The organism is Geodermatophilus sp. SYSU D00691, assembly GCF_054050275.1.
In genome coordinates this window covers 77,053-95,718 of sequence record NZ_JBJGYZ010000005.1, presented here as the reverse complement: position 1 = coordinate 95,718, position 18,666 = coordinate 77,053, and the positions used below count along the sequence as shown (strand labels likewise).

The window sequence follows — 18,666 nt, the reverse complement described above, 5'->3', positions numbered from 1 at the left end:
CGCGGTGGACAGCTACGACGTCGTGGTCCTGGGCACCGGCGCGGCGGGTCTGACCGCCGCCATCACCGCCCACGACGGCGGCGCCCGCGTCGCCGTCTTCGAGAAGGCCGACAAGGTGGGCGGCACCAGCGCCTGGTCGGGCGGGATGGTGTGGATCCCGCGCAACCACCACATGGCCGAGCTGGGCCTCGGTGACAGCCGCGAGGACGTGCTGACCTACCTGATGTCGATGTCGCACGGCCTCATCGACCAGCGGCTGGCCGAGGCGTTCGTCGACGCCGGCCCGGAGCTGCTGCGCTACCTGGAGGAGCGCACGCCGGTCCGCTTCCAGGTCATCGAGGACTTCCCCGACTACCACCCCGAGCACCCGGGGGCCGCCCGCGCCGGTGGCCGGTCGCTGGAGTGCCCGCTGTTCCCCTTCGCCGACCTCGGGCCGTGGCGGCACCGGGTCACCGTCGGTCCGCAGCTCTCGGGCAACATCCTGATGAGCGAGACGTCGCTCGGCCGGGGTGCGCCCGGCGGCGTGCCGGCCGAGGAGCTGGCCCGGCGGCAGGTGCGCGACGAGCGCGGCGCCGGGCAGGGCCTGGTCGGGGCGCTGCTCAAGGGCTGCCTGGACCGCGGCATCGAGCCCGAGACCGGCGCCCGCGGGGTGTCGCTGCTGCGCGAGGGCGGGCGGGTCACCGGCGTCGTCGTCGAGACGGCCGCCGGCCGGCGCGAGGTGCGCGCGGACGGCGGGGTCGTGCTCGCCACCGGCGGCTTCGAGTGGGACCGCGACCTCGTGCAGACCTTCATCCGGGGCCCGCTCGAGCGCACCGCGGCGGTGCCCACCAACACCGGCGACGGGCTGCGGATGGCCATGCGCATCGGCGCCGGCCTGGGCAACATGCGCGAGGCCTGGTGGGTGCCGATCATCGACGTCCCCATGCCCGACGGCACGGTCGCCGGCTGGCAGGTCAACGGCGAGCGCAGCCGCCCGCACAGCATCATGGTCAACAAGAAGGGACGCCGCTTCGCCGACGAGGCGGCCAACTACAACGCGCTCGGCGCCGCCTTCCACGTGCTCGACGTGACCGAGTTCGACTACGTCAACCACCCCGCCTGGCTGGTGTTCGACGACCACTACCTGCGCCGCTACGGCCTGGCCGGGTTCCGGTCCGGTCAGGGGAGGGCGACCCCCGGCTGGATGGTGGAGGCCCCCGACCTGGGGGCGCTGGCCGCCGCGATCGACGTCCCGGCCGACGCGCTGGCCGACACGGTCGCCCGGTGGAACGCGCACGCGGCGGAAGGCCGCGACCCCGACTTCCGGCGCGGGGAGAGCCTGCACGACCGCTGGTGGGGCGACAGCGCGCTGGGCGACGGGCCGGAGACGACGATCGGCCCCCTCGACACCGCCCCCTACTACGCGGTGCGGGTGTACAGCGGGTGCCTGGGCACCAAGGGCGGGCCGCGCACCGACGCCGACGCCCAGGTGCTCGACGTCGACGGGAACCCGATCGAGGGTCTCTACGCCGCGGGCAACGTCATGGCCTCGGTGCTCGGCATGACCTACGGCGGGGCGGGCGGGACGCTGGGGCCGGCGATGGTCTTCGGCCACCTCGCCGGGCGGCACGCCGCCGCCCGCGCCGCGGCCGCGCACCCGGTCGGGGCCACGCGGTGAGCCGCTTCGCCGGCCGGGTCGCCCTCGTCACCGGGGGCGCCAGCGGGATGGGCCGGGCCTCCGCGCTCGCCCTGGCGGCCGAGGGGGCGGCCGTCGTGGTCGCCGACGTCGCCGTCGAGGGCGGGGAGCAGACCGCCGCGGACATCACGGACAAGGGCGGGCGGGCCGTCTTCCGCCGCACCGACGTCTCCGACGCCGACGACGTCCGCGCGGTGGTCGACGCCGCGGTCGCCGAGTTCGGCGGGCTGGACGTCGGGGTGAACGCCGCGGCCATCGAGAACGAGACGCGGCCGCTGGCCGACTGCGACGAGGAGAGCTTCGACCGCCTGATCGCGGTCAACCTGCGCTCGGTGTTCCTCTGCACGAAGTACGAGATCCGTGCGATGCGGACCCAGGGCCGCGGCGGGGCGGTGGTGAACATCGCCTCCACCAGCTCCTTCCGGCCGCAGCCGCACCAGCCCGCCTACACCGCGAGCAAGCACGGCGTGCTGGGTCTGACCCGCGCGGCCGCGGTCGACCACGCCGCCGACGGCATCCGGGTCAACGCCGTGTGCCCGGGCGCGATCGAGACGCCGATGCTCCTGGGTGCCATCGCCGCCCGCGGCCGCGACCCGCAGGAGGTGGCGGGCCGGCTGAGCCTGTTCGGCCGCTTCGGCGCGCCGGAGGAGATCGCCCGCGCGGTGCTCTGGCTCGCCTCCGACGACGCGTCGTTCACCACCGGGCACGCCCTCGCCGTCGACGGCGGGTACCTCGCGCGGTGACGGCGCAGGAGCTCGACGCGGCCGGGCCGGGGTGAGCCGGTCGCTGTCGCTGGCGTCGCTCACCGCGCTGCACCTGCCCCCGCCGGAGCTGGTGCGGCTCGCCGCCGCGGCGGGCTTCGACCTGGTCGGCGCCCTGCGCCTGAACCGGGCGAGCGACGGCAGCGGATCCGACCTGGTGGCCGACGGCGCCCTGCGCGCGGCGACCCGGCGGGCCCTCGCCGACACCGGGCTCGGCGTGCTCGACGTCGAGGTGTTCCGCCTGCGGCCGGGCACGGCGGCCGCGGCGGCCGAGCCGCTGCTGGCGGTGGGCGCCGAGCTGGGCGCCCGCTTCCTCCTGACCGCGGTGGAGGACCCCTCACCGGAGCGGCGGGCCGAGGTGTTCGCCGAGCTGTGCGGGCTTGCCCGCGGGTACGGGCTGCGGTGCGTGGCCGAGCCCATGGCGTTCTCCGCGCTGCGCACGCCGGCCGAGGCGGTGGCCCTGCTCGACGCCGCCGGCACGGCCGACGCCGGGGTGCTCGTCGACGCCCTCCACCTCGCGCGGGCGGGTGCGACGCCGGCCGACCTCGCCGCCGTGGGTCCGGCGCGGCTGCCGTACGGGCAGCTGTGCGACGCCGCCTCGGCCGAGCCGGCCGGCACCGATCCGGACGGCCTGCGGCGGGCGGTGACCGAGGCCGTGGGGGACCGGTTGCCGCCGGGGGAGGGGGTGCTGCCGCTCGGCGAGCTGCTCGACCGGCTCCCGCCGGGGGCCCCGGTGAGCCTCGAGGTCCCGAACCCGGCGGCGCGGACCGACCCCGCCGCCTGGATCCACCGCGTCGCCGACGCCGCCCGGCGCCTGCTCGCGCGCTGACCCCGGGTCCTCTCCACCGGCGGGGGCTGGTCGGGCCCCGGGGTGGCCGACCACAATGACTCCGCGCGCCGGCGGGAGGAGCCCGCCGTCCGGCACGCCGTGGCGCCTGAGCAGGTGCTCGGGCGCACGGCTGGGAGGTCTGGGGATGACGGAGAACGGCCGGGCCGGCGATCCCGCCACGAACATCCGCGTGCTCCTCGTCGACGACCACCCGGTGGTCCGGCGGGTGATGGCCGAAGCGCTGTCCGACGAGGACGACCTCACCGTCGTCGGCGAGTGCGCGGACGGATCGCAGGTGGCGGAAGCAGCCGCACGCCTGCGCCCCGACGTCGTGTGCATGGACCTGTCCATGCCGGTCATGGACGGGCTGGCGGCCACGGAGGCGCTGCGTGCCGTCCGACCCGAGGCCCGGGTGGTCGTGGTGACCGGGGACGGCGCGGACGTGCGGGCCAGGGCCGAAGTGGCCGGTGCGCACGCCGTGGTGCCGAAGGGCACCCGCCTCGAGCCGCTGCTCCGCTGCCTGCGCACGGTCGCCGTCGGTGGGACGGGCTGCCCCTACTGCCTGTGAGGCCGCCCGGCGAGGATCTCGGTGCGGTCCACCGCGTCCCTCAGGCCGACGAGCTGCGGGAGCGCACGCGCACCGGGTCGGTGACGCCGTCCCAGTCGGCGTGCGAGTCGCGGAAGAGCGCGAACAGGTCGCGGATCTCCTGGTTCTCGCCGTGCAGCTCGACGAAGCAGCCGATCGCCTCGCGGCAGTCGACGTAGGCCACCGGGACGTAGGACCAGAGCGTGTCGGCGACGGCGAACCCGGCGGCCGCGAAGCGCGCCACCTCCGCCGCCATCTCCGCCTCGGGCACCAGCACCGCGAGGTGGTGGAAGCCCTCCTCGCCGGCACCGAACACCTCGCGGTAGATCGACGGGGTGTCGTCGTCCTGCTGCACCAGCTGCACGTGGGTGGGGCCGGTGCCGGCGAAGGCGTAGTGCAGCACGTGGTCCACCGGCCGGCCGCGGTAGCGGTGGTCGCGCCCCCGGTGGCCGCGGCTGACCCACCACGGGCCGGCGCCGGTGGTCTCGGTCCACCGGGGCATCGCCTCGTCGAGGTCGGCCACCACGAACGCGTGCTGCTGCACCGGGTACCGGATGAGCGGGGCCACCGGACCTCCTCGTCCCGAGTTTCTTGACGGACAGCCTAGTAAGTAGCAGTGCGCCGTTGACAGCCCCCAGGCGCGGTGTTTCTGTAGTCATCCTCAACTAAGACGTGGAGGGAGCCATGCGCTTCTCGGAGAAGGTCCTGTTCGCCACCGGCGGCGGTTCGGGCATCGCGGCGGCCGTGGCCCGCCGGTTCACGGCCGAGGGTGGCCGGGTCGCCGTGGCCGACCTCGACGAGGGCCGTGCCAAGGCGGTCGCCGCCGAGCTCGAGGGCGCCGTCGGCCTGGCCTGCGACGTGTCCGACGAGGAGTCGGTGACGGCGGCGCTCGCCGCCGCCGAGCAGCAGCTCGGCGGCGTGGACTCGGTCTTCAACGCCGGCGGGCACGCCGAGTTCGGGCCGATCGAGGAGTGGTCGCTCGAGCGCTGGAACCGCATGATGCTCGTCCACGCCGGCGGCACCTTCCTGGTCTGCAAGCACGCCCTGCCGCTGCTGCGCCGGCGCGGCGGCGGGTCGATCGTGAACGTCGCCTCGGTCGCCGCCCTGCTCGCGCAGAAGAACAACGCGCCCTACGGCGCGGCGAAGGCGGCCGTCGCCGGCTTCACCCGTCAGCTCGCCCTCGAGGTGGGGCCGGAGATCCGGGTCAACGTGGTCGCGCCCGGGCGGACCCGGTCGGGGATGACCGAGCCGATCATGCTGGCCCGCGGCGAGGGCGACCTGCAGAAGGGCGCGGCGGTGTTCGGCCAGGGCAACATCCAGAAGCGGGTCGCCGAGCCCGACGAGCTCGCCGCCGCCGTGTGCTTCCTGCTCTCCGACGACGCGAGCTTCGTCACCGGCACGACGCTGGTGGTCGACGGCGGCGAGACGGTCGTCTGACCGTGGCGGCCGGCCTGCGCGACCTCGCCGGCCGCGTCGCCGTGGTCACCGGCGCCGCCGGCGGGCTCGGGCTCGCGATGGCCCGGCGGTTCGCCGCCGAGGGGATGCGCGTCGTGCTCTCGGACGTCGACCGGGACGGCGTCCGCGCGGCCGCCGCCGCGCTCGCCGACGACGGGGCGGACGTCCTCGCCGTCCGCACCGACGTGGCCCGCGAGGACGACGTCCAGCGCCTCGCCGACGAGGCGTTCGACGCGTTCGGCGCCGTCCACGTGCTGTGCAACAACGCCGGGGTGGTGAAGAGCGCCCGCGCCTGGCTGCTCACCCGCGAGGACTGGGAGTGGGTGCTCGGCGTCGACCTCTGGGGCGTGGTGCACGGGATCCGTGCGTTCCTCCCACGGATGCTCGAGTCCGGCCAGCCCGGGCACGTGGTGAACACCGCGTCGATGACCGCCCTGCTGCCGATGCCGCGGCTGGCGGCCTACGGGGCGGCCAAGGCGGCCGTGGCCGCGCTGTCGGAGTCGCTGCTGCACGACCTGGCCGCCGAGGGCGCCGACGTCGGCGTCTCGGTGTTCTGCCCGGGGTTCGTCGCCACCGGGATCACCGAGAGCGCCCGCAACCGGCCGCCGGAGCTCGCGGCCACGGCGCCGTCCGCCGGGCGTCGGACGGCGCACGGGGTGACCCCCCTGTTCACCGCCGACGAGGCCGCCGCGCAGGTCCTCGACGCGGTGCGCGACGGTCGGTTCTGGGTGCTCACCCACCAGGCGTACCGCGAGGTGATCCGGGAGCGGGCGGCCGGCATCGGCACCGACGCCGTCCCCGTGGTGCCGCCCGTCTGGTGATCCGTGGTCCCGCCGCAGGGCCCCGCCCCCCGCGGCCGCGGGGGGGGGGCCGCGGCCCCCTCCCACCCCGCCCCCGGCCGCGGCGCCGCGGGGCCACGGTCAGGGGATCAGCAGCCGGCGCGCCAGATGCCGTCGAAGTGGTCCAGGTAGTCCTCGACGCCGACGTAGTAGCCCTCCTCGTCGAGCGGTGCGTCGCCGATGTTGTCAGGGGTGAGCAGCTGCGTCGGCAGCTGCGAGTAGTCCACCGTGGTGGGGTCCTCGCCGGCGAAGATCCGGGCGAGCGCGTCGATCCGGTACATGCCGTGGATCTCCGCGGCGAAGCCGGTCCACGCGTCCTCGGTGCCCTCCTGCAGCGCCGCGACGTTGGCCGTGCTCGCGCTCTCCCCGCCGATGCTCACCTGCTGGTCGAGCCCGGCGGCCCGCAGTGCCGCGTCGAGACCGGTCGTCATGTCACCCAGCGACAGCAGCACCCAGTCGATGTCCGGGTTGCGCTGGATCTCGCTCACGATGAGGTTCGGGATCTCGCCGGCCACCAGGTCGGTGATCTGCGGGTCGATGACGGTCACCGCGGTGTCCGGGGCGACCTCCTCCATCGTCGCCTGCACACCCTCGGTCCAGGCGTGCAGGATCGGGTAGAGCGACAGGTCGACGACGAGGACGTGCTGGGCGCCCTGCGCCGCGGCGTACAGGGCGTTCATCCGCCCCCACAGACCGGTCTGCTCGAAGTCGTCGAGCGAGATCGTGTACGTCGTCCCGTCGACGCCCACGGGCTCGCCGTTGTCCGAGATGAGCACCGGGATGCCCAGCTGGTTGGCCCGGTCGAGCTGCGCCCGGAACGTCGAGGACGGGTTGCCCGACACCAGGACCGCGTCGGGGTTCTGGTCCAGCGCGGCGTCGAAGGCGGTCTGCGGGTCCTCCGGCCCGGTGCCCACCGGCTGGCGGACGACCGTCCAGCCGAGCAGCTCGGCGCCGGCCTCGAGGCCGTCGTTGGTCTTGCGGGTCACCGCCTGCGGGTTCTCGGTGACGATGATCGTCTTGCCCTCCTCCGGGCAGGCGGCCAGCGGCTCCTCGAGCGGGATGCCCTCGGGCGGCGAGAGGTACTGCTCGACCTCCTCCTCGGCGGCCGAGCTGCCGCCGCCCTCGCCGCCGTTCCCCCCGCCCCCTCCGCCGCCGTCGTCGCCCGAGCTGCAGGCGGTCGCGGCGGACAGCGCGACGACGGCGAGGAACGTGCTGATCGTGGTCTTCCGGCTCCGCATGGTGCGACTCCTCGTCTAGGGGCGCAGGGGGTCTGCAGGATCTGGGCGAGCGCCGACGACCGGTGCCGGAGCACCCCGCGGGCAGCGGGGAGCGGGCCACGTCGGCCGGGTCGTGCAGGCGGCAAGTTAACAGTGACCTGCGCCATAGCCAAGAGGCTTTCTGTAGTCCGATACAAGTTCGAGACCCACCTCGCGGGAGAGCGCGGTTCCGGCCCTGACCAGTCGGAGGACGCGTGGGAAGCGGTGTCCGGAGACCCTTGGCAGCAGGTGTGACCCGGGCTACAGTTGCCCGACTTTCTGTGGTCGGTGTCCGCTAAGTAGGTCGCCCGCTCGCCCGCTCGCCCCCTCCCCGCTCTCGAGGAGTCGGATGTCGCCAACGCCAGCTCTGCAGGTCCGCGGGCTGTCCAAGACCTTTCCGGGGCAACGTGCCCTCGTCGACGTCGACCTGGAGCTGCAGCCGGGGGAGATCCGCGCCCTCGTCGGGCAGAACGGGTGCGGGAAGTCGACGCTCATCAAGGTGCTCGCCGGCTACCACGAGGCCGATCCGGGCGCCGAGGTCTTCGTCGACGGCGAGCCGCTGCCGCTCGGCACGGCCGGGGCCGGCGACCACGCCGGCCTGCGCTTCGTGCACCAGGACCTCGGCCTGGTGCCCACCCTCGACACGCGCGACAACCTGGCCATGGGGCACGGCTACGAGCGCAACCGGCTCGGCCTCATCTCGTGGCGCCGCGAGCACCGGCTGGCGCGCGAGACGCTGCGCGGGCTCGGCTACGACTTCGACGTCCGGCAGCCGACCGGGCACCTGGTCATCAGCCAGCGCACGGCCATCGCGCTGGCCCGCGCCCTCTCGCCGCGCTCGACCCCGCCGCGGGTGCTCGTCCTCGACGAGCCGACGGCGAACCTGCCGGCCACCGAGATCGACCGGCTGTTCTCGGTCATCCGGTCGGTGCGCGACCGCGGCGTCGCGGTGCTGTTCGTCTCCCACCACCTCGACGAGGTCTTCGGCCTGTGCGACACCGTCACCGTGCTGCGCGACGGCCGGCACGTGGTCACCCGGCCGGTCGAGGGCCTCGACGAGGACGCGCTGATCGCGCTGATGATCGGCCGGACCCTCGACCAGTTCCTCGTGCCCGCCGAGACCGCCGCGACCGAGGACGAGCCGGTGCTGCGCGCCCGGGACCTGCGCACCGACGTGCTCGCCGGCGTCGACCTCCAGGTGCGGCCCGGCGAGATCGTCGGCGTCGCGGGCATCACCGGCTCGGGCCGGGAGGAGATCGCCCTGGCGCTGTTCGGCGGCCTGCCGCGCACCGGCAGCGTGATCGTCGGGGGGCGCGAGCTGGAGCCGCACCGCCCCGACAAGGCGGTCGACGCCGGCATCGCGCTGGTGCCGGCCGAGCGGCACGCCAACGCCGCGTTCCTCGAGTCGACGCTGCGGGAGAACGTCTCGATCGTCAACCCGGGCGACTTCCTCCGCCGCGGCCTGCTGAACCGGCGCCGCGAGGTCGCCGAGGTGACGAGCTGGCTGCAGAAGCTCAAGGTCCGCCCGCCCCAGCCGGAGCGGTCGCTCGCCACGCTGTCGGGCGGCAACCAGCAGAAGGTGGTGCTGGCCCGCTGGCTGCGCCAGCGGCCGAGGGTGCTCGTCCTCGACGAGCCGACCCAGGGCGTCGACGTCGGCGCCAAGGCCGACATCCACGTCCTGGTCGAGGAGGCGGCGGCCGAGGGGACCGCCGTGCTCGTCGTCTCCACCGACCACGCCGAGCTCACCCGGCTGGCCGAGCGCGTCGTCGTCCTGCGCAACGGGCGGGTCGCCGACGTCCTGGTCCGCCCGCACATCGACCCCGACCGGATCACGGCCGCCACCATCGGCCAGAGCAAGGGAGCGGCGGCATGACCCGTCCAGGCACCACCGGCGGACGCCACGCCGACAGCGGACACGATGTGGCCAGCGACCCCACCGTCGTCCCGTCGCCGGCCACGGAGGCCCACGTCTCCCCGGCCGAGGCGGGCAACCCGGTGGTCGAGGCCGACCTCGCCAGCCGCACGGAGCTGCCGCCCGACGAGGCCACGTCCGGACGGCGGTTCTCGCTCGGGATGGACCGGTTCAGCGGGCTCTACGTGTGGGCGCTGCTGATCGTCGTGTTCGCGATCTGGGTGCCCGACACGTTCCTGCGCTTCCAGAACGTCCAGATCATCGCCGGCACCGAGGCGATCACGGCCATGCTGGCGCTGGGCATCATCATCCCGCTGGCCGCCGGCGTGTTCGACCTGTCCTTCGCCGGGGTCTGCGGCATGGCGGTCGCCGTCACCGCCTGGGCGCAGGTCAACGGCTACCACCCGCTGGTCAGCGCCGTCATGGCGATCGCGGCGGCCACCTTCGTCGGCGTCGTCAACGGCTTCGTCGTCGTCAAGCTCAAGGTCAGCTCGTTCATCGCGACGCTCGGCATGAGCAGCCTGCTGCTCGCCGCGACCTACTGGATCGTCGACGGCAAGCAGATCGTCTCCGGCTTCAGCGAGACGTTCCTGGAGCTGGGCAACACCCGCTTCCTCGGGATCCCGCTGCCCTTCTACGCCATGCTCGTCCTGGCGGCGGTCATCTACATCCTGGTCGAGTACCTCCCGGTGGGCCGCTACCTCTACGCCTCCGGCGGCAACCCGGTGGCCGCCCGGCTGGCCGGTGTCCGCGTCGACCGCATCGTGTACGGCTCGCTGGTCGCCTCGTCCCTCATCGCCGGCATCGCCGGCGTGGTCCTGGCCGCCCGGATCGGGACGGCGTCGCCGGACATCGGCCCGTCGTACCTGCTGCCGGCGTTCTCCGCCGTCTTCCTCGGGTCGACCCAGGTCAAGCCCGGCCGGGTCAACGTGGTCGGCACCCTGATCGCGATCTACCTGCTGGCCACCGGCGTCAAGGGCCTGCAGCTGGCCGGGGCGCCGACCTACACCGACGACCTGTTCAACGGCGCCGCGCTCATCATCGCCGTCGCCCTGGCCGCCCGCTCCGCGCGGAAGGTCTAGTAGGTCAGCAGGGACGGGTCGGCGGCGCTCACGTGGTCGCGGTCGTTGAGGCTGTGCAGCGCGCGGCGCGGGCCCAGCCGCCGGACGCGGCTGACCGAGGTGTGCGCGGGGAGGAAGAACATGTCCTCGGCGATGCCGAGCACGTGCGCGAGGTAGGCGTTGATGACGCCGCCGTGGCAGACCACGACCAGGTTCGCCTCGGGGTGCATCGCGAGCAGGCCCTCGATGGTCGAGACGACGCGGTGGCGCAGCTCCGCGCTGCTCTCGCCGAACGGGACGAGGTCCCAGCGGCGCTCGGCCGGGAAGCGCGCCTGCACCCCGCGCCAGAACGGCTCGGCCAGGGCGTCGGCCGGCGAGGCGCCGTCCTCGAGGTCGCGGTAGACCTCGACCTCGCGCAGGTCCTCGAGCACGACCGGCTCGAGGCCGTGGTGGCCGCCGATCGCCCGCGCCGTCTCCAGCGCCCGGGAGAGGTGGCTGCTCACGACGACGTCCACCCGCTGCCCGGCGAAGGCCTTCCCGACCAGCGCCGCCTGCCGCCGGCCGACCTCCGACAGCGGCGGGTCGACCCACTCGGCCGGGATGAACACCGGCGAGGTCGGGAACTGCTGCTGGCCGTGGCGGACCAGGGCGAGCTCGGTGCCGTCGGGCTGCGCGATGAGGAACGTCTCGTGCATCGAGAACGGGGGCGGGGCCGGCGCCGGCGGGCGGCGGGGCGGCGAGGGGGTCGCCGGCGACGCGGGCACCGGGTGCGCGGTGGTCACCCCGCGGACGCTAGCCGAGACGGGAGAGGGAGCGACGGGTGAGCTGGTTCGGGGCACCGCCGGCGGGGCTGGACATGTACCACGTGGGGGTCGTCGTCCCCGACGTCCGGGAGGCGATGGCGCGCTACTCCGAGGCCCTCGGCTTCACGTTCAGCAGGGTCGGGGACAGCCGGCTGGACGTGCTGGTCGACGGCCGCGTGCGGGAGGCGCGGATCGCCGCCACCTACTCGATGCAGGGGCCGCCGTACCTCGAGCTGATCGAGGAGCTGTCCGGCGGGATCTGGGCCCCCCAGGCCCTCGCGCTGCAGCACGTGGGCTTCTGGGTGGACGATCTCGCGGGGACGATCCGCCGCCTCGACGACGCCGGCCTGCCCGGGCGGGTCCGGCACGTCCCCGCCGAGGGCCAGCCGGCGATGTTCAGCTACCACGACGCCGGCGCCGGGCTGTGGTGGGAGCTCGTGGACCCCGCCTTCCGGCCCCGCCTGCAGGCGCGGCTGGCGGCGGGGGAGGACCGGCCGTGAGCGCGGCGGAGGACGAGCTCGCCGTCCGCGCCCTCGTCGCCCGGTACTGCGACGCGGTCTGCCGGCGCGACGCGGCCGCGTGGGCGGCCACGTGGGCGGAGGACGCCACCTGGGACCTCGGCGGTGGCCGGGTCACCCACGGCCGCGCGGCGGCGGTCGAGCTGTGGACGACGGCGCTGGCCAAGTACCCCTGGGTGGCCCAGCTGGCGCCCACCGGCACCGTCGAGGTGTCCGGCGACACCGGCCGGGGGGAGTGGTGGGTGCTGGAGCTCAACCACCTCGCCGACGGCTCCGGGGCGCTGCACCTGGGCCACTACGACGACGAGTACCGGCGCACCGCCGAGGGCTGGCAGTTCGCGTCCCGCCGCTTCGCCATGGTCTACCGCGGGCCCCTCGACCCCGGCACCGTCGTCCCCCTGCCCCCGCGGACCGGCTGACGGCGAGATCGGCGGTCTCGCACGCCTCGGCGCGGGAAAGCGTGCCACAGCGCCGATGTCGCCGGGGCGGCGGCGGGTCAGGGTTCGAGGAGCCCGGTGCGCAGCCGCTGCACGGCGCCCGCCGGCAGCCCGGCGCCCACCGCCCAGCGCTCGACGCCGCCGAACTCGTCGTCCAGCCAGGCGAGGAACGCGCGCATCGTTCCGGGCTCGGAGCCGAAGATCCACTCGGGCGCCGCGGCCAGGCCGTTGCCGCGGAAGAACGGCGAGGAGCGGATCCGCGCCAGGATCGCCGGCATGTTCGCGGTCGTCGCCGCGTAGTCGGCCACCACCTGCTCGCGCTCGACGCCGAGGAGCTCCAGCAGCAGCGCGACCAGCACGCCCGTGCGGTCCTTGCCGGCCGTGCAGTGCACGACGGCGGGCAGCGACCCCTCGGCGGCCAGCAGCTCGACGGCGACCAGCAGCAGCTCGCCGTTGTCGCGGAGCTGCAGCACGTAGTCGTCGACGAGGTTGGTGGCCAGTCCCGCCGCGACCTGCTCGGGGGACAGCGCCGCCTTGGGCTGCAACGGCAGGTTCACGTAGCGCACGTCCGGCACCTCGGCCAGCCCCCGCCCCTCGCGCGCGCACTCCTGCTCGGTGCGCAGGTCCACGACCAGCCGCGGCGCGAGGTCGCGGACCAGCGCCACCGCCCCCTCGTCGGTCAGCCCGCGCAGGTTGTCCGAGCGCACCACGCGGCCGCGCCGCACCCGCCGGCCGTCACCGGTGGTCAGCCCGCCGAGGTCGCGCACGTTGAGCAGCCCGTCGACCACGAGTGCCCGCGAAACGTCCATGCCGCCACTTTCCATCGATGGGCTCAAACTAGTGACAGTGACAAGTTAGTACCTCTACAGTTCCGGCAACCCGACCCGTGAGCCGGGTCACAGTCGCGGGCCTGCCCGCCCGGAACCAGGAAGGACGCCGCCGATGGCCGACCACGGCTGGTTGATCGACACCGTCCCCAGCGAGCAGTTCCCCGTCTACACGCGGCTCAACGCCAACGACGTCCTGCCCGACCCGATCACCCCGCTGGGCGCGAGCTTCTGCTGGATCCCGCACATCATCCCGGGCTGGGCCGCCGGCTACGCCGCGCTCGACGCCTTCACGCCGTCGGAGCTGGCGAAGGAGCCCATGGCCCCGGTGGCCGGGTTCTTCTACGGGTACCTCTACATCAACCAGTCCAACGTGCGGGTGGTCGGCATCCGGGCCGGCATCGGCTGGCGGGCCATCGACGCGGCCTTCTTCAGCGTCGACTCCCCGCCGCACGACGAGCGGCCGGACGACGTCAACGAGGAGCTCAGCGCCAAGATGGCGGCCCGCACGCAGTGGGCGCTGACCACCACGACCTTCCCCGAGCTGGAGGAGGAGCGGCAGATCGCCGAGCGCGTCCGGGCCAACCGGCCGGACCTCGCCACGCTCACGCCGGCCGCGCTGGTCATGTACGCCCGCTCGCTCATGCCGCTCGAGCGGCTGTGCTGGCGCAGCGAGACGATCGGCAGCAACCAGGCCGCGACCGGCCCCGCCGTCCTCGGCCAGCTGCTCGGCGAGGCCGACCCGTCGCTCGTCGTCCAGGTCATCGGCCAGGCCGGCGACGTCGACTCCGCGGCCCCGTCGTTCGCGCTGTGGGACCTCTCCCGCGTCGTCCGGGCCGACGACTCGCTCATGGCGGAGTTCGACGCCGGCGTCGACGGGCTGCTCGGCCGGCTGGAGGCCGGGCACGCCGACTTCGCCTCGCAGTTCCACCGCTTCCTGCGCGACTACGGCTACCGCGGCCCCAGCGAGTGGGACCTGGGCGCCGCCTCCTGGGAGACCCACCCGGAGCTGGCCCTCGGCCTGGTCGACCGGCTGCGCCACCTCGGCGACGAGGCGTCCCCGGGCGCCCGCCAGGGGGAGCAGGACCGGCAGCGCGCCGAGGCCACCGCCAAGGCGCTGGCGATCCTCGGGGACAACCAGGAGGCGCTGCAGACCTTCGAGCTCGCCGTCGCCTCGGCCCGGCGCTTCGGCGCCTGGCGGGAGCGGGCCAAGACCAACTGCATCAAGGTGCTGCACGAGGCCCGCATGGCGCTCAGCGAGCTCGCCCGCCGGCTGCACGCCGAGGGGCACCTGGAGAGCCCGCAGCAGCTGTTCATGGCCACCGACGACGAGCTCGACATCCTCGTCGCCGAGCCGGAGGCGCTGCGCGAGCGCCTCGCGGACCGGGAGAAGGAGTGGCACCGGCTGGCCGGCCTCGACATCCCGACCTTCCTCGACTCCCGCCAGGGCATCAAGCCGCTGTCGGAGATCCCGCGCAAGGAGGAGGTCGCGGTCGAGACCGCCCGGCCCGGCGACGTCCTCCAGGGCGGGCCGGCGTCGGCCGGCGTGGCCCGCGGCCGGGCGCGGATCGTGCACGACACGGCCAGCATCTCGGAGTTCCAGCCCGGCGAGGTGCTCGTCGCCCCGCAGACCGATCCCTCCTGGACGCCGCTGTTCATGGTGGCCAGCGCGGTGGTCGTCGACGTCGGCGCGATGGGCAGCCACGCGATGATCGTCAGCCGCGAGCTCGGCATCCCCTGCGCGGCCGGGGTCACCGCGGCCACCCGGCGCATCCCCGACGGCGCCGAGGTCGAGGTCGACGGCTCCACCGGCCGCGTGACCGTGCTCAGCACCTGAGCCGCCCGGCCGCCGGTGTCCGCGGGGACGCCGGCGGCCGGTGCTACGCGGACGCGGTCCCGGGACGCCGGACGACCTCGCGGTTGCCCTCGGTCCACATCCTGTGCAGCGTCCGGTGGGCGATCCGCCAGCCGTCCGGCGTGCGCACCAGCCGGTCGTGGTAGCGGCCGCCCAGGAAGTAGTGGTCCCCGCCCGGGGTCCCGCGGCGGACGTGCTGCGAGATGAGGTAGCAGTCGGCGGTCGCCTCGTCGCCGCGCACATCGACGATCACGTTGCCGACCAGGTGCTGGGTGGCATCGAGGTCGCCGATGGTGCCGCGGATCGCCGCGATGACCGCCGCGACGCCTCGCGGGCTGCCGAGGGTGCCGTACTCGTACACGCCGTCCGGCGCGAACACCTCGCCGAGCCGCTCCCAGTCGCGGGTGTCCAGCGCGGTGCAGTACCGGGCGAGCAGGTCGTGGATCTCCAGCCGGTCGAGCAGCTGCTGCAACGGGTCTGACACCGGCCAGAAACTAGACACGCTCTCCAGTTAGCGCAAGACTCCGAGGGATCCGGAGGAGGTGGCCATGGCCGGGGACCCGATGCGCGGGGACACCGCCCGCGACTGGGAGGACGTGCGCTCCTACACGCTGGAGCGGGAGCAGGAGGCCGAGCTGCTGCAGCGGCAGACCGAGTGCACCTTCATCTGGCTGGGCAAGGACGGCCACCCGATGGGCGTGGTCATGAACTACCTGGCCCACGACGGCCGGTTCTGGCTCACCGCCACGGCGGGTCGGCCCCGGATCGCCGCGGTGCGCCGCGACCCCCGGGTGAGCATCGCGATCACCTCGAAGGGCTCCGGGGTGGGCGTGAGCCGGTCGCTGACCTACAAGGGCACCTGCGTCGTGCACGAGGACGACGCCACCAAGGCCTGGTTCTACCCCGCGTTCGCCGCGCGGCTGCGCCCGGACGACGCGGCCAAGGCCGCCTCGTTCGCCGCCCACCTCGACTCGCCCGGCCGGGTGGTGCTGGAGGTCGTGCCCGAGGGCCGGATCGGATTCGACAGCAGCAAGATGTGGGCCGCCGCGCCGTCGGCGGCCCCTGCTCAGCCCACCCCCTGACAGGAGGACCCCCGTGCGCGCCCTTCAGCTGACCAAGTGGCAGTCCGACGCCGAGCTGCGCGACGTGCCCGAGCCCGAGGCCGGACCCGGACAGGTCGTCATCAAGGTCGGCGGCGCCGGGGCGTGCCACTCCGACCTGCACGTGATGCACGACTACCCCGAGGGCGCGGTGCCGTTCGAGATCCCGTTCACCCTCGGCCACGAGAACGCCGGGTGGGTGCACCAGGTGGGTCCGGGCGTGCGGGGGCTCGAGGTCGGGCAGCCGGTGGCCGTGTACGGGCCGTGGGGGTGCGGGCGGTGCGCCCGGTGCAGCGCCGGCGTGGAGATCTACTGCGAGGACCCGGCGAACGCGGTCCAGGTGAACGGCGGTGGCGGGCTCGGCAAGGACGGCGGCTTCGCGCCCTACATGCTGGTCCCGGACACCCGCTTCCTCACCCCGCTGCCCGACGGGCTCGAGCCCGTGCAGGCCGCGCCGCTCACCGACGCCGCGCTGACCCCGTACCACGCCGTCAAGCGCTCGCTGCCCAAGCTGCTGCCGGGCAGCCATGCCGTCGTCATCGGGGTCGGCGGCCTCGGCCACCTCGGCGTGCAGATCCTCAAGGCCCTCTCGGCCACCACGGTCATCGCGGTGGACCTCAAGGAGAACGCGCTGGAGCTGGCCCGCAGCTGCGGGGCCGACGTGACGATCCGCTCCGGCGAGGACGCCGCCGCGCAGATCAAGGAGGCGACCGGCGGCAGGGGCGCGGACCTGGTGCTCGACTTCGTCACCGCCGAGCCGACCCTGGCCCTCGCCCAGCAGGTCGTCCGCACCCTCGGCGACCTGACCATCGTCGGGGCCGGCGCGGCGACGCTGCCCGTCGGCTTCTACACCCAGCCCTACGAGGTCAGCGTCCAGGCGCCGTGCTGGGGCTCGCGGCCCGAGCTCGCCGAGGTGATGCAGATGGCCGCCCGCGGCCTCATCACGCCGGAGATCACCACGTTCGGCCTGGACGACGCGATGGACGCCTACCGCCAGATGCAGGACGGCTCGCTGCGCGGCCGCGCCGTCATCGTGCCGAACGAGCGGTGACGCCGCCGGCCGGCCTCGACCCGCTCGAGCGGCTGGCCGCGATCGAGGAGATCCGCGCCGTGGTGCTGCGCTACTGCCGCGGCGTGGACCGCCTCGACGTCGACCTGCTGCGCAGCACCTACCTGCCCGGCGCGGTCGACGACCACGGGGTGTTCGTCGGGGACGCCGCCGAGTTCTGCGCCCGGGTCGTCGAGTCGCACCGCCGGTACGACGCGACGCTGCACTGCGTCACCAACCACCTGGTCGAGCTGGACGGGCCGGACGACGCCCGGGGCGAGGCGTACGTGCAGGCCCACGTCCTGCGCCGGGACGACGCCGGCGCCCCCGTGCACGACACCTGGTGGGGCCGCTACGCCGACCGCTACGCCCGCCGCGACGAGCGGTGGGGGATCGCCCACCGGGTCGTGGTGCACGAGTGGACCCGGCGGGAACCGCGCGGCGCCCCGATGCGGGCCGACACCGGCCTGTTCCGGCAGGGCTCGGAGGACCGGGGGACCGGCGCCGTCCTCGGTCCGGACGACTTCCCGCCGCGGGTCAGCTGAGGTCGGGCCGGGCGCCGGCGACCACGCACTCGAAGTGCGCGGTGCCGCGCTCGGCCGGGTCGTCGAGGTTCTCCACCACCGCGAACGTCTGCGCCCACTGGTCGGGACGGGCGCGGAAGAGCCCTTTCGGGTCCTCGACCACACCGGGCGCCGACACGTCCCACACCTCGCCCTCGCCGTGGTCCTCCCCGCGGTAGACGCCCCGGCCCAGGCCGTCGTCGAAGCCCTGCCAGTAGCCGCCGCCCTGCAGGTACACCGGCGTCCCGACGACGGTGTAGCCGAACCGCTCGGTGCCCCCGCCCGGGGTGCGCAGCCCGATGGTGCCGTCGCGCAGCCGGCGGGAGCCGGGCACCAGCCGCACCTCGAGCTCGGCCGGCGCGGTGTAGGACCACGGCTCGCCGGCGTCGCCGCGTGGCAGCACCCGGCTCTCGAACATGGGGAAGGAGCCGTCGTCGGCCTGGTGCAGCTGCCAGAAGACGACCCGCTCGGGGAAGCGCACGACCACCCACTGCCGGACGGCGAAGCTCCTGTCGCCGACGCCCGGGGGGAGCGGCGCGGCGGCCCGGGTGGGCGGACCGCCGGTGCGGCCGAGACCCCACGAGTGGTCGCGGACGCCGACCCACGCGGCGTCCACCTCCAGCCGTCGGCCGGCGACCTCGAGCCAGCCGGACACGTCGCAGCACTGGTCGTAGTTGCAGCGCTGCGCGGTGAGCCGTCCGGCGGCCCAGCGCTCGGCGTACTCCTCCAGGTAGGGCTCGTGCAGGCCGGTCCAGCCGAGGTCGAAGGCGATGCCGTGCGGGTTGGGCGCGCAGGTGGTGCGCAGCCGCTCCAGCGGGGCGAGCACCTCCACCCGCAGCGGGCCGACGGCGAGGTCGTCGATCGCGGGGCGCAGCCGGCGCGACCAGCGCAGGTTGTGCTGACGGCCGTCGATGCCCACGCAGGCGTAGCCGTCGAGCACGTCGGTGTTGGCGTAGAGCCGGATGGCGGTGAACAGCGACGCCGTCCCCGCGTCGTCGGCCGCGGTGAAGTAGAAGCCGTCGCTCCAGTGCGGCGAGTCGCTGGCCACCGAGTCGAAGGTGCGGGCCACCTGGTGGCGCGGCCACTCGTCGGCGCGGGTGAGCCGGCCGCCGCGCGGTGTGGTCATGGCGCAGTCTTGTAC

General features: G+C 74.6%; 20 protein-coding genes. 14 read left to right on the top strand and 6 right to left on the bottom strand.

The features are described from left to right. The first annotated feature begins 4 nt into the window (after positions 1 to 4). The 4 genes from ACI797_RS05205 to ACI797_RS05190 all read left to right on the top strand — a co-directional run bounded on the left by ACI797_RS05205 (position 5) and on the right by ACI797_RS05190 (position 3,833). On the top strand, positions 5 to 1,657 hold the full coding sequence (locus ACI797_RS05205; protein WP_456857443.1) for an FAD-dependent oxidoreductase: 1,653 nt from the start codon (positions 5 to 7) through the stop codon (positions 1,655 to 1,657). Continuing rightward, positions 1,654 to 2,418: an SDR family NAD(P)-dependent oxidoreductase gene (locus ACI797_RS05200; protein WP_456857442.1), complete on the top strand. Its 765-nt coding sequence runs from the start codon at positions 1,654 to 1,656 to the stop codon at positions 2,416 to 2,418. The genes ACI797_RS05205 and ACI797_RS05200 overlap by 4 nt, the downstream gene beginning before the upstream one ends. A gap of 31 nt (positions 2,419 to 2,449) precedes the next feature. Then, on the top strand, positions 2,450 to 3,265 hold the full coding sequence (locus tag ACI797_RS05195) for a sugar phosphate isomerase/epimerase family protein (RefSeq protein WP_456857440.1): 816 nt from the start codon (positions 2,450 to 2,452) through the stop codon (positions 3,263 to 3,265). A gap of 145 nt (positions 3,266 to 3,410) precedes the next feature. Then, complete coding sequence (locus ACI797_RS05190; RefSeq protein ID WP_456857439.1) at positions 3,411 to 3,833, top strand: response regulator; 423 nt, start codon at positions 3,411 to 3,413, stop codon at positions 3,831 to 3,833. A gap of 40 nt (positions 3,834 to 3,873) precedes the next feature. Here ACI797_RS05190 and ACI797_RS05185 read toward each other — a convergent pair whose 3' ends face one another. Beyond that, positions 3,874 to 4,419, bottom strand: a complete 546-nt coding sequence (locus tag ACI797_RS05185) for a VOC family protein (protein ID WP_456857438.1) — start codon at positions 4,417 to 4,419, stop codon at positions 3,874 to 3,876. A 116-nt stretch (positions 4,420 to 4,535) separates the two neighbouring features. Between ACI797_RS05185 and ACI797_RS05180 the strand changes: the two genes are divergently transcribed. Then, entirely contained in the window at positions 4,536 to 5,288 is a 753-nt protein-coding gene (locus tag ACI797_RS05180; RefSeq protein WP_456542655.1) for an SDR family NAD(P)-dependent oxidoreductase, read from the top strand. 2 nt (positions 5,289 to 5,290) lie between these two features. Beyond that, positions 5,291 to 6,127 carry an SDR family NAD(P)-dependent oxidoreductase gene (locus tag ACI797_RS05175; RefSeq protein WP_456857437.1) on the top strand — a complete coding sequence of 279 codons (837 nt, stop codon included), beginning with the start codon at positions 5,291 to 5,293 and terminating at the stop codon, positions 6,125 to 6,127. A gap of 107 nt (positions 6,128 to 6,234) precedes the next feature. Here ACI797_RS05175 and ACI797_RS05170 read toward each other — a convergent pair whose 3' ends face one another. Then, a complete protein-coding gene (locus tag ACI797_RS05170; RefSeq protein WP_456857436.1) occupies positions 6,235 to 7,383 on the bottom strand; it encodes a sugar ABC transporter substrate-binding protein in 1,149 nt (382 codons plus the stop codon). Between the two features lie 367 nt (positions 7,384 to 7,750). Between ACI797_RS05170 and ACI797_RS05165 the strand changes: the two genes are divergently transcribed. After that, the gene (locus ACI797_RS05165; RefSeq protein WP_456857435.1) at positions 7,751 to 9,274 is read left to right on the top strand and encodes a sugar ABC transporter ATP-binding protein; all 1,524 of its coding nucleotides are present in this window, start codon (positions 7,751 to 7,753) and stop codon (positions 9,272 to 9,274) included. Further along, positions 9,271 to 10,395: an ABC transporter permease gene (locus ACI797_RS05160; protein WP_456857434.1), complete on the top strand. Its 1,125-nt coding sequence runs from the start codon at positions 9,271 to 9,273 to the stop codon at positions 10,393 to 10,395. Before ACI797_RS05165 ends, ACI797_RS05160 begins: the two co-directional genes overlap by 4 nt. Here ACI797_RS05160 and ACI797_RS05155 read toward each other — a convergent pair. Then, positions 10,392 to 11,156 (bottom strand): histidine phosphatase family protein, encoded by a 765-nt coding sequence (locus ACI797_RS05155; protein WP_456541367.1) that lies wholly within the window; start codon positions 11,154 to 11,156, stop codon positions 10,392 to 10,394. The genes ACI797_RS05160 and ACI797_RS05155 overlap by 4 nt on opposite strands. Before the next feature lie 38 nt (positions 11,157 to 11,194). On the opposite strand from ACI797_RS05155, the gene ACI797_RS05150 reads away from it, so the two are divergent. Beyond that, positions 11,195 to 11,677, top strand: coding sequence for a VOC family protein (locus ACI797_RS05150; protein ID WP_456857433.1), 483 nt, complete (start codon positions 11,195 to 11,197; stop codon positions 11,675 to 11,677). Continuing rightward, positions 11,674 to 12,114: a nuclear transport factor 2 family protein gene (locus tag ACI797_RS05145; RefSeq protein WP_456857432.1), complete on the top strand. Its 441-nt coding sequence runs from the start codon at positions 11,674 to 11,676 to the stop codon at positions 12,112 to 12,114. The genes ACI797_RS05150 and ACI797_RS05145 overlap by 4 nt, the downstream gene beginning before the upstream one ends. A 77-nt stretch (positions 12,115 to 12,191) precedes the next feature. On the opposite strand, the gene ACI797_RS05140 is transcribed toward ACI797_RS05145, so the two are convergent. After that, the gene (locus tag ACI797_RS05140; RefSeq protein WP_456857431.1) at positions 12,192 to 12,941 is read right to left on the bottom strand and encodes a tyrosine-protein phosphatase; all 750 of its coding nucleotides are present in this window, start codon (positions 12,939 to 12,941) and stop codon (positions 12,192 to 12,194) included. Positions 12,942 to 13,074: 133 nt separating this feature from the next. Here ACI797_RS05140 and ACI797_RS05135 point away from each other — a divergent pair, with 133 nt between their 5' ends. Continuing rightward, positions 13,075 to 14,796 (top strand): PEP-utilizing enzyme, encoded by a 1,722-nt coding sequence (locus tag ACI797_RS05135; RefSeq protein ID WP_456857430.1) that lies wholly within the window; start codon positions 13,075 to 13,077, stop codon positions 14,794 to 14,796. A gap of 43 nt (positions 14,797 to 14,839) precedes the next feature. Here ACI797_RS05135 and ACI797_RS05130 read toward each other — a convergent pair whose 3' ends face one another. Further along, complete coding sequence (locus ACI797_RS05130) at positions 14,840 to 15,298, bottom strand: nuclear transport factor 2 family protein (RefSeq protein WP_456857429.1); 459 nt, start codon at positions 15,296 to 15,298, stop codon at positions 14,840 to 14,842. 64 nt (positions 15,299 to 15,362) lie between these two features. Here ACI797_RS05130 and ACI797_RS05125 point away from each other — a divergent pair, with 64 nt between their 5' ends. From ACI797_RS05125 to ACI797_RS05115, 3 genes are read left to right on the top strand one after another with little or no spacing between them, the layout of a single operon-like run. Then, positions 15,363 to 15,896 (top strand): pyridoxamine 5'-phosphate oxidase family protein, encoded by a 534-nt coding sequence (locus tag ACI797_RS05125; RefSeq protein WP_456857428.1) that lies wholly within the window; start codon positions 15,363 to 15,365, stop codon positions 15,894 to 15,896. A 13-nt stretch (positions 15,897 to 15,909) separates the two neighbouring features. Further along, the gene (locus ACI797_RS05120; RefSeq protein WP_456857427.1) at positions 15,910 to 16,965 is read left to right on the top strand and encodes an NAD(P)-dependent alcohol dehydrogenase; all 1,056 of its coding nucleotides are present in this window, start codon (positions 15,910 to 15,912) and stop codon (positions 16,963 to 16,965) included. Next, positions 16,962 to 17,507 (top strand): nuclear transport factor 2 family protein, encoded by a 546-nt coding sequence (locus ACI797_RS05115; protein ID WP_456857426.1) that lies wholly within the window; start codon positions 16,962 to 16,964, stop codon positions 17,505 to 17,507. Before ACI797_RS05120 ends, ACI797_RS05115 begins: the two co-directional genes overlap by 4 nt. On the opposite strand, the gene ACI797_RS05110 is transcribed toward ACI797_RS05115, so the two are convergent. Further along, positions 17,500 to 18,651, bottom strand: a complete 1,152-nt coding sequence (locus ACI797_RS05110) for a hypothetical protein (protein ID WP_456857425.1) — start codon at positions 18,649 to 18,651, stop codon at positions 17,500 to 17,502. The genes ACI797_RS05115 and ACI797_RS05110 overlap by 8 nt on opposite strands. Between the last annotated feature and the right edge of the window lie 15 nt (positions 18,652 to 18,666).

Coding starts and splice junctions, on each gene's coding strand:
- ACI797_RS05170 (WP_456857436.1), bottom strand. CDS start 7,383: ATGCGGAGCCGGAAGACCACGATCAGCACGTTCCTCGCCGTCGTCGCG.
- ACI797_RS05165 (WP_456857435.1), top strand. CDS start 7,751: ATGTCGCCAACGCCAGCTCTGCAGGTCCGCGGGCTGTCCAAGACCTTT.
- ACI797_RS05140 (WP_456857431.1), bottom strand. CDS start 12,941: ATGGACGTTTCGCGGGCACTCGTGGTCGACGGGCTGCTCAACGTGCGC.
- ACI797_RS05160 (WP_456857434.1), top strand. CDS start 9,271: ATGACCCGTCCAGGCACCACCGGCGGACGCCACGCCGACAGCGGACAC.
- ACI797_RS05125 (WP_456857428.1), top strand. CDS start 15,363: ATGGCCGGGGACCCGATGCGCGGGGACACCGCCCGCGACTGGGAGGAC.
- ACI797_RS05190 (WP_456857439.1), top strand. CDS start 3,411: ATGACGGAGAACGGCCGGGCCGGCGATCCCGCCACGAACATCCGCGTG.
- ACI797_RS05135 (WP_456857430.1), top strand. CDS start 13,075: ATGGCCGACCACGGCTGGTTGATCGACACCGTCCCCAGCGAGCAGTTC.
- ACI797_RS05110 (WP_456857425.1), bottom strand. CDS start 18,651: ATGACCACACCGCGCGGCGGCCGGCTCACCCGCGCCGACGAGTGGCCG.
- ACI797_RS05180 (WP_456542655.1), top strand. CDS start 4,536: ATGCGCTTCTCGGAGAAGGTCCTGTTCGCCACCGGCGGCGGTTCGGGC.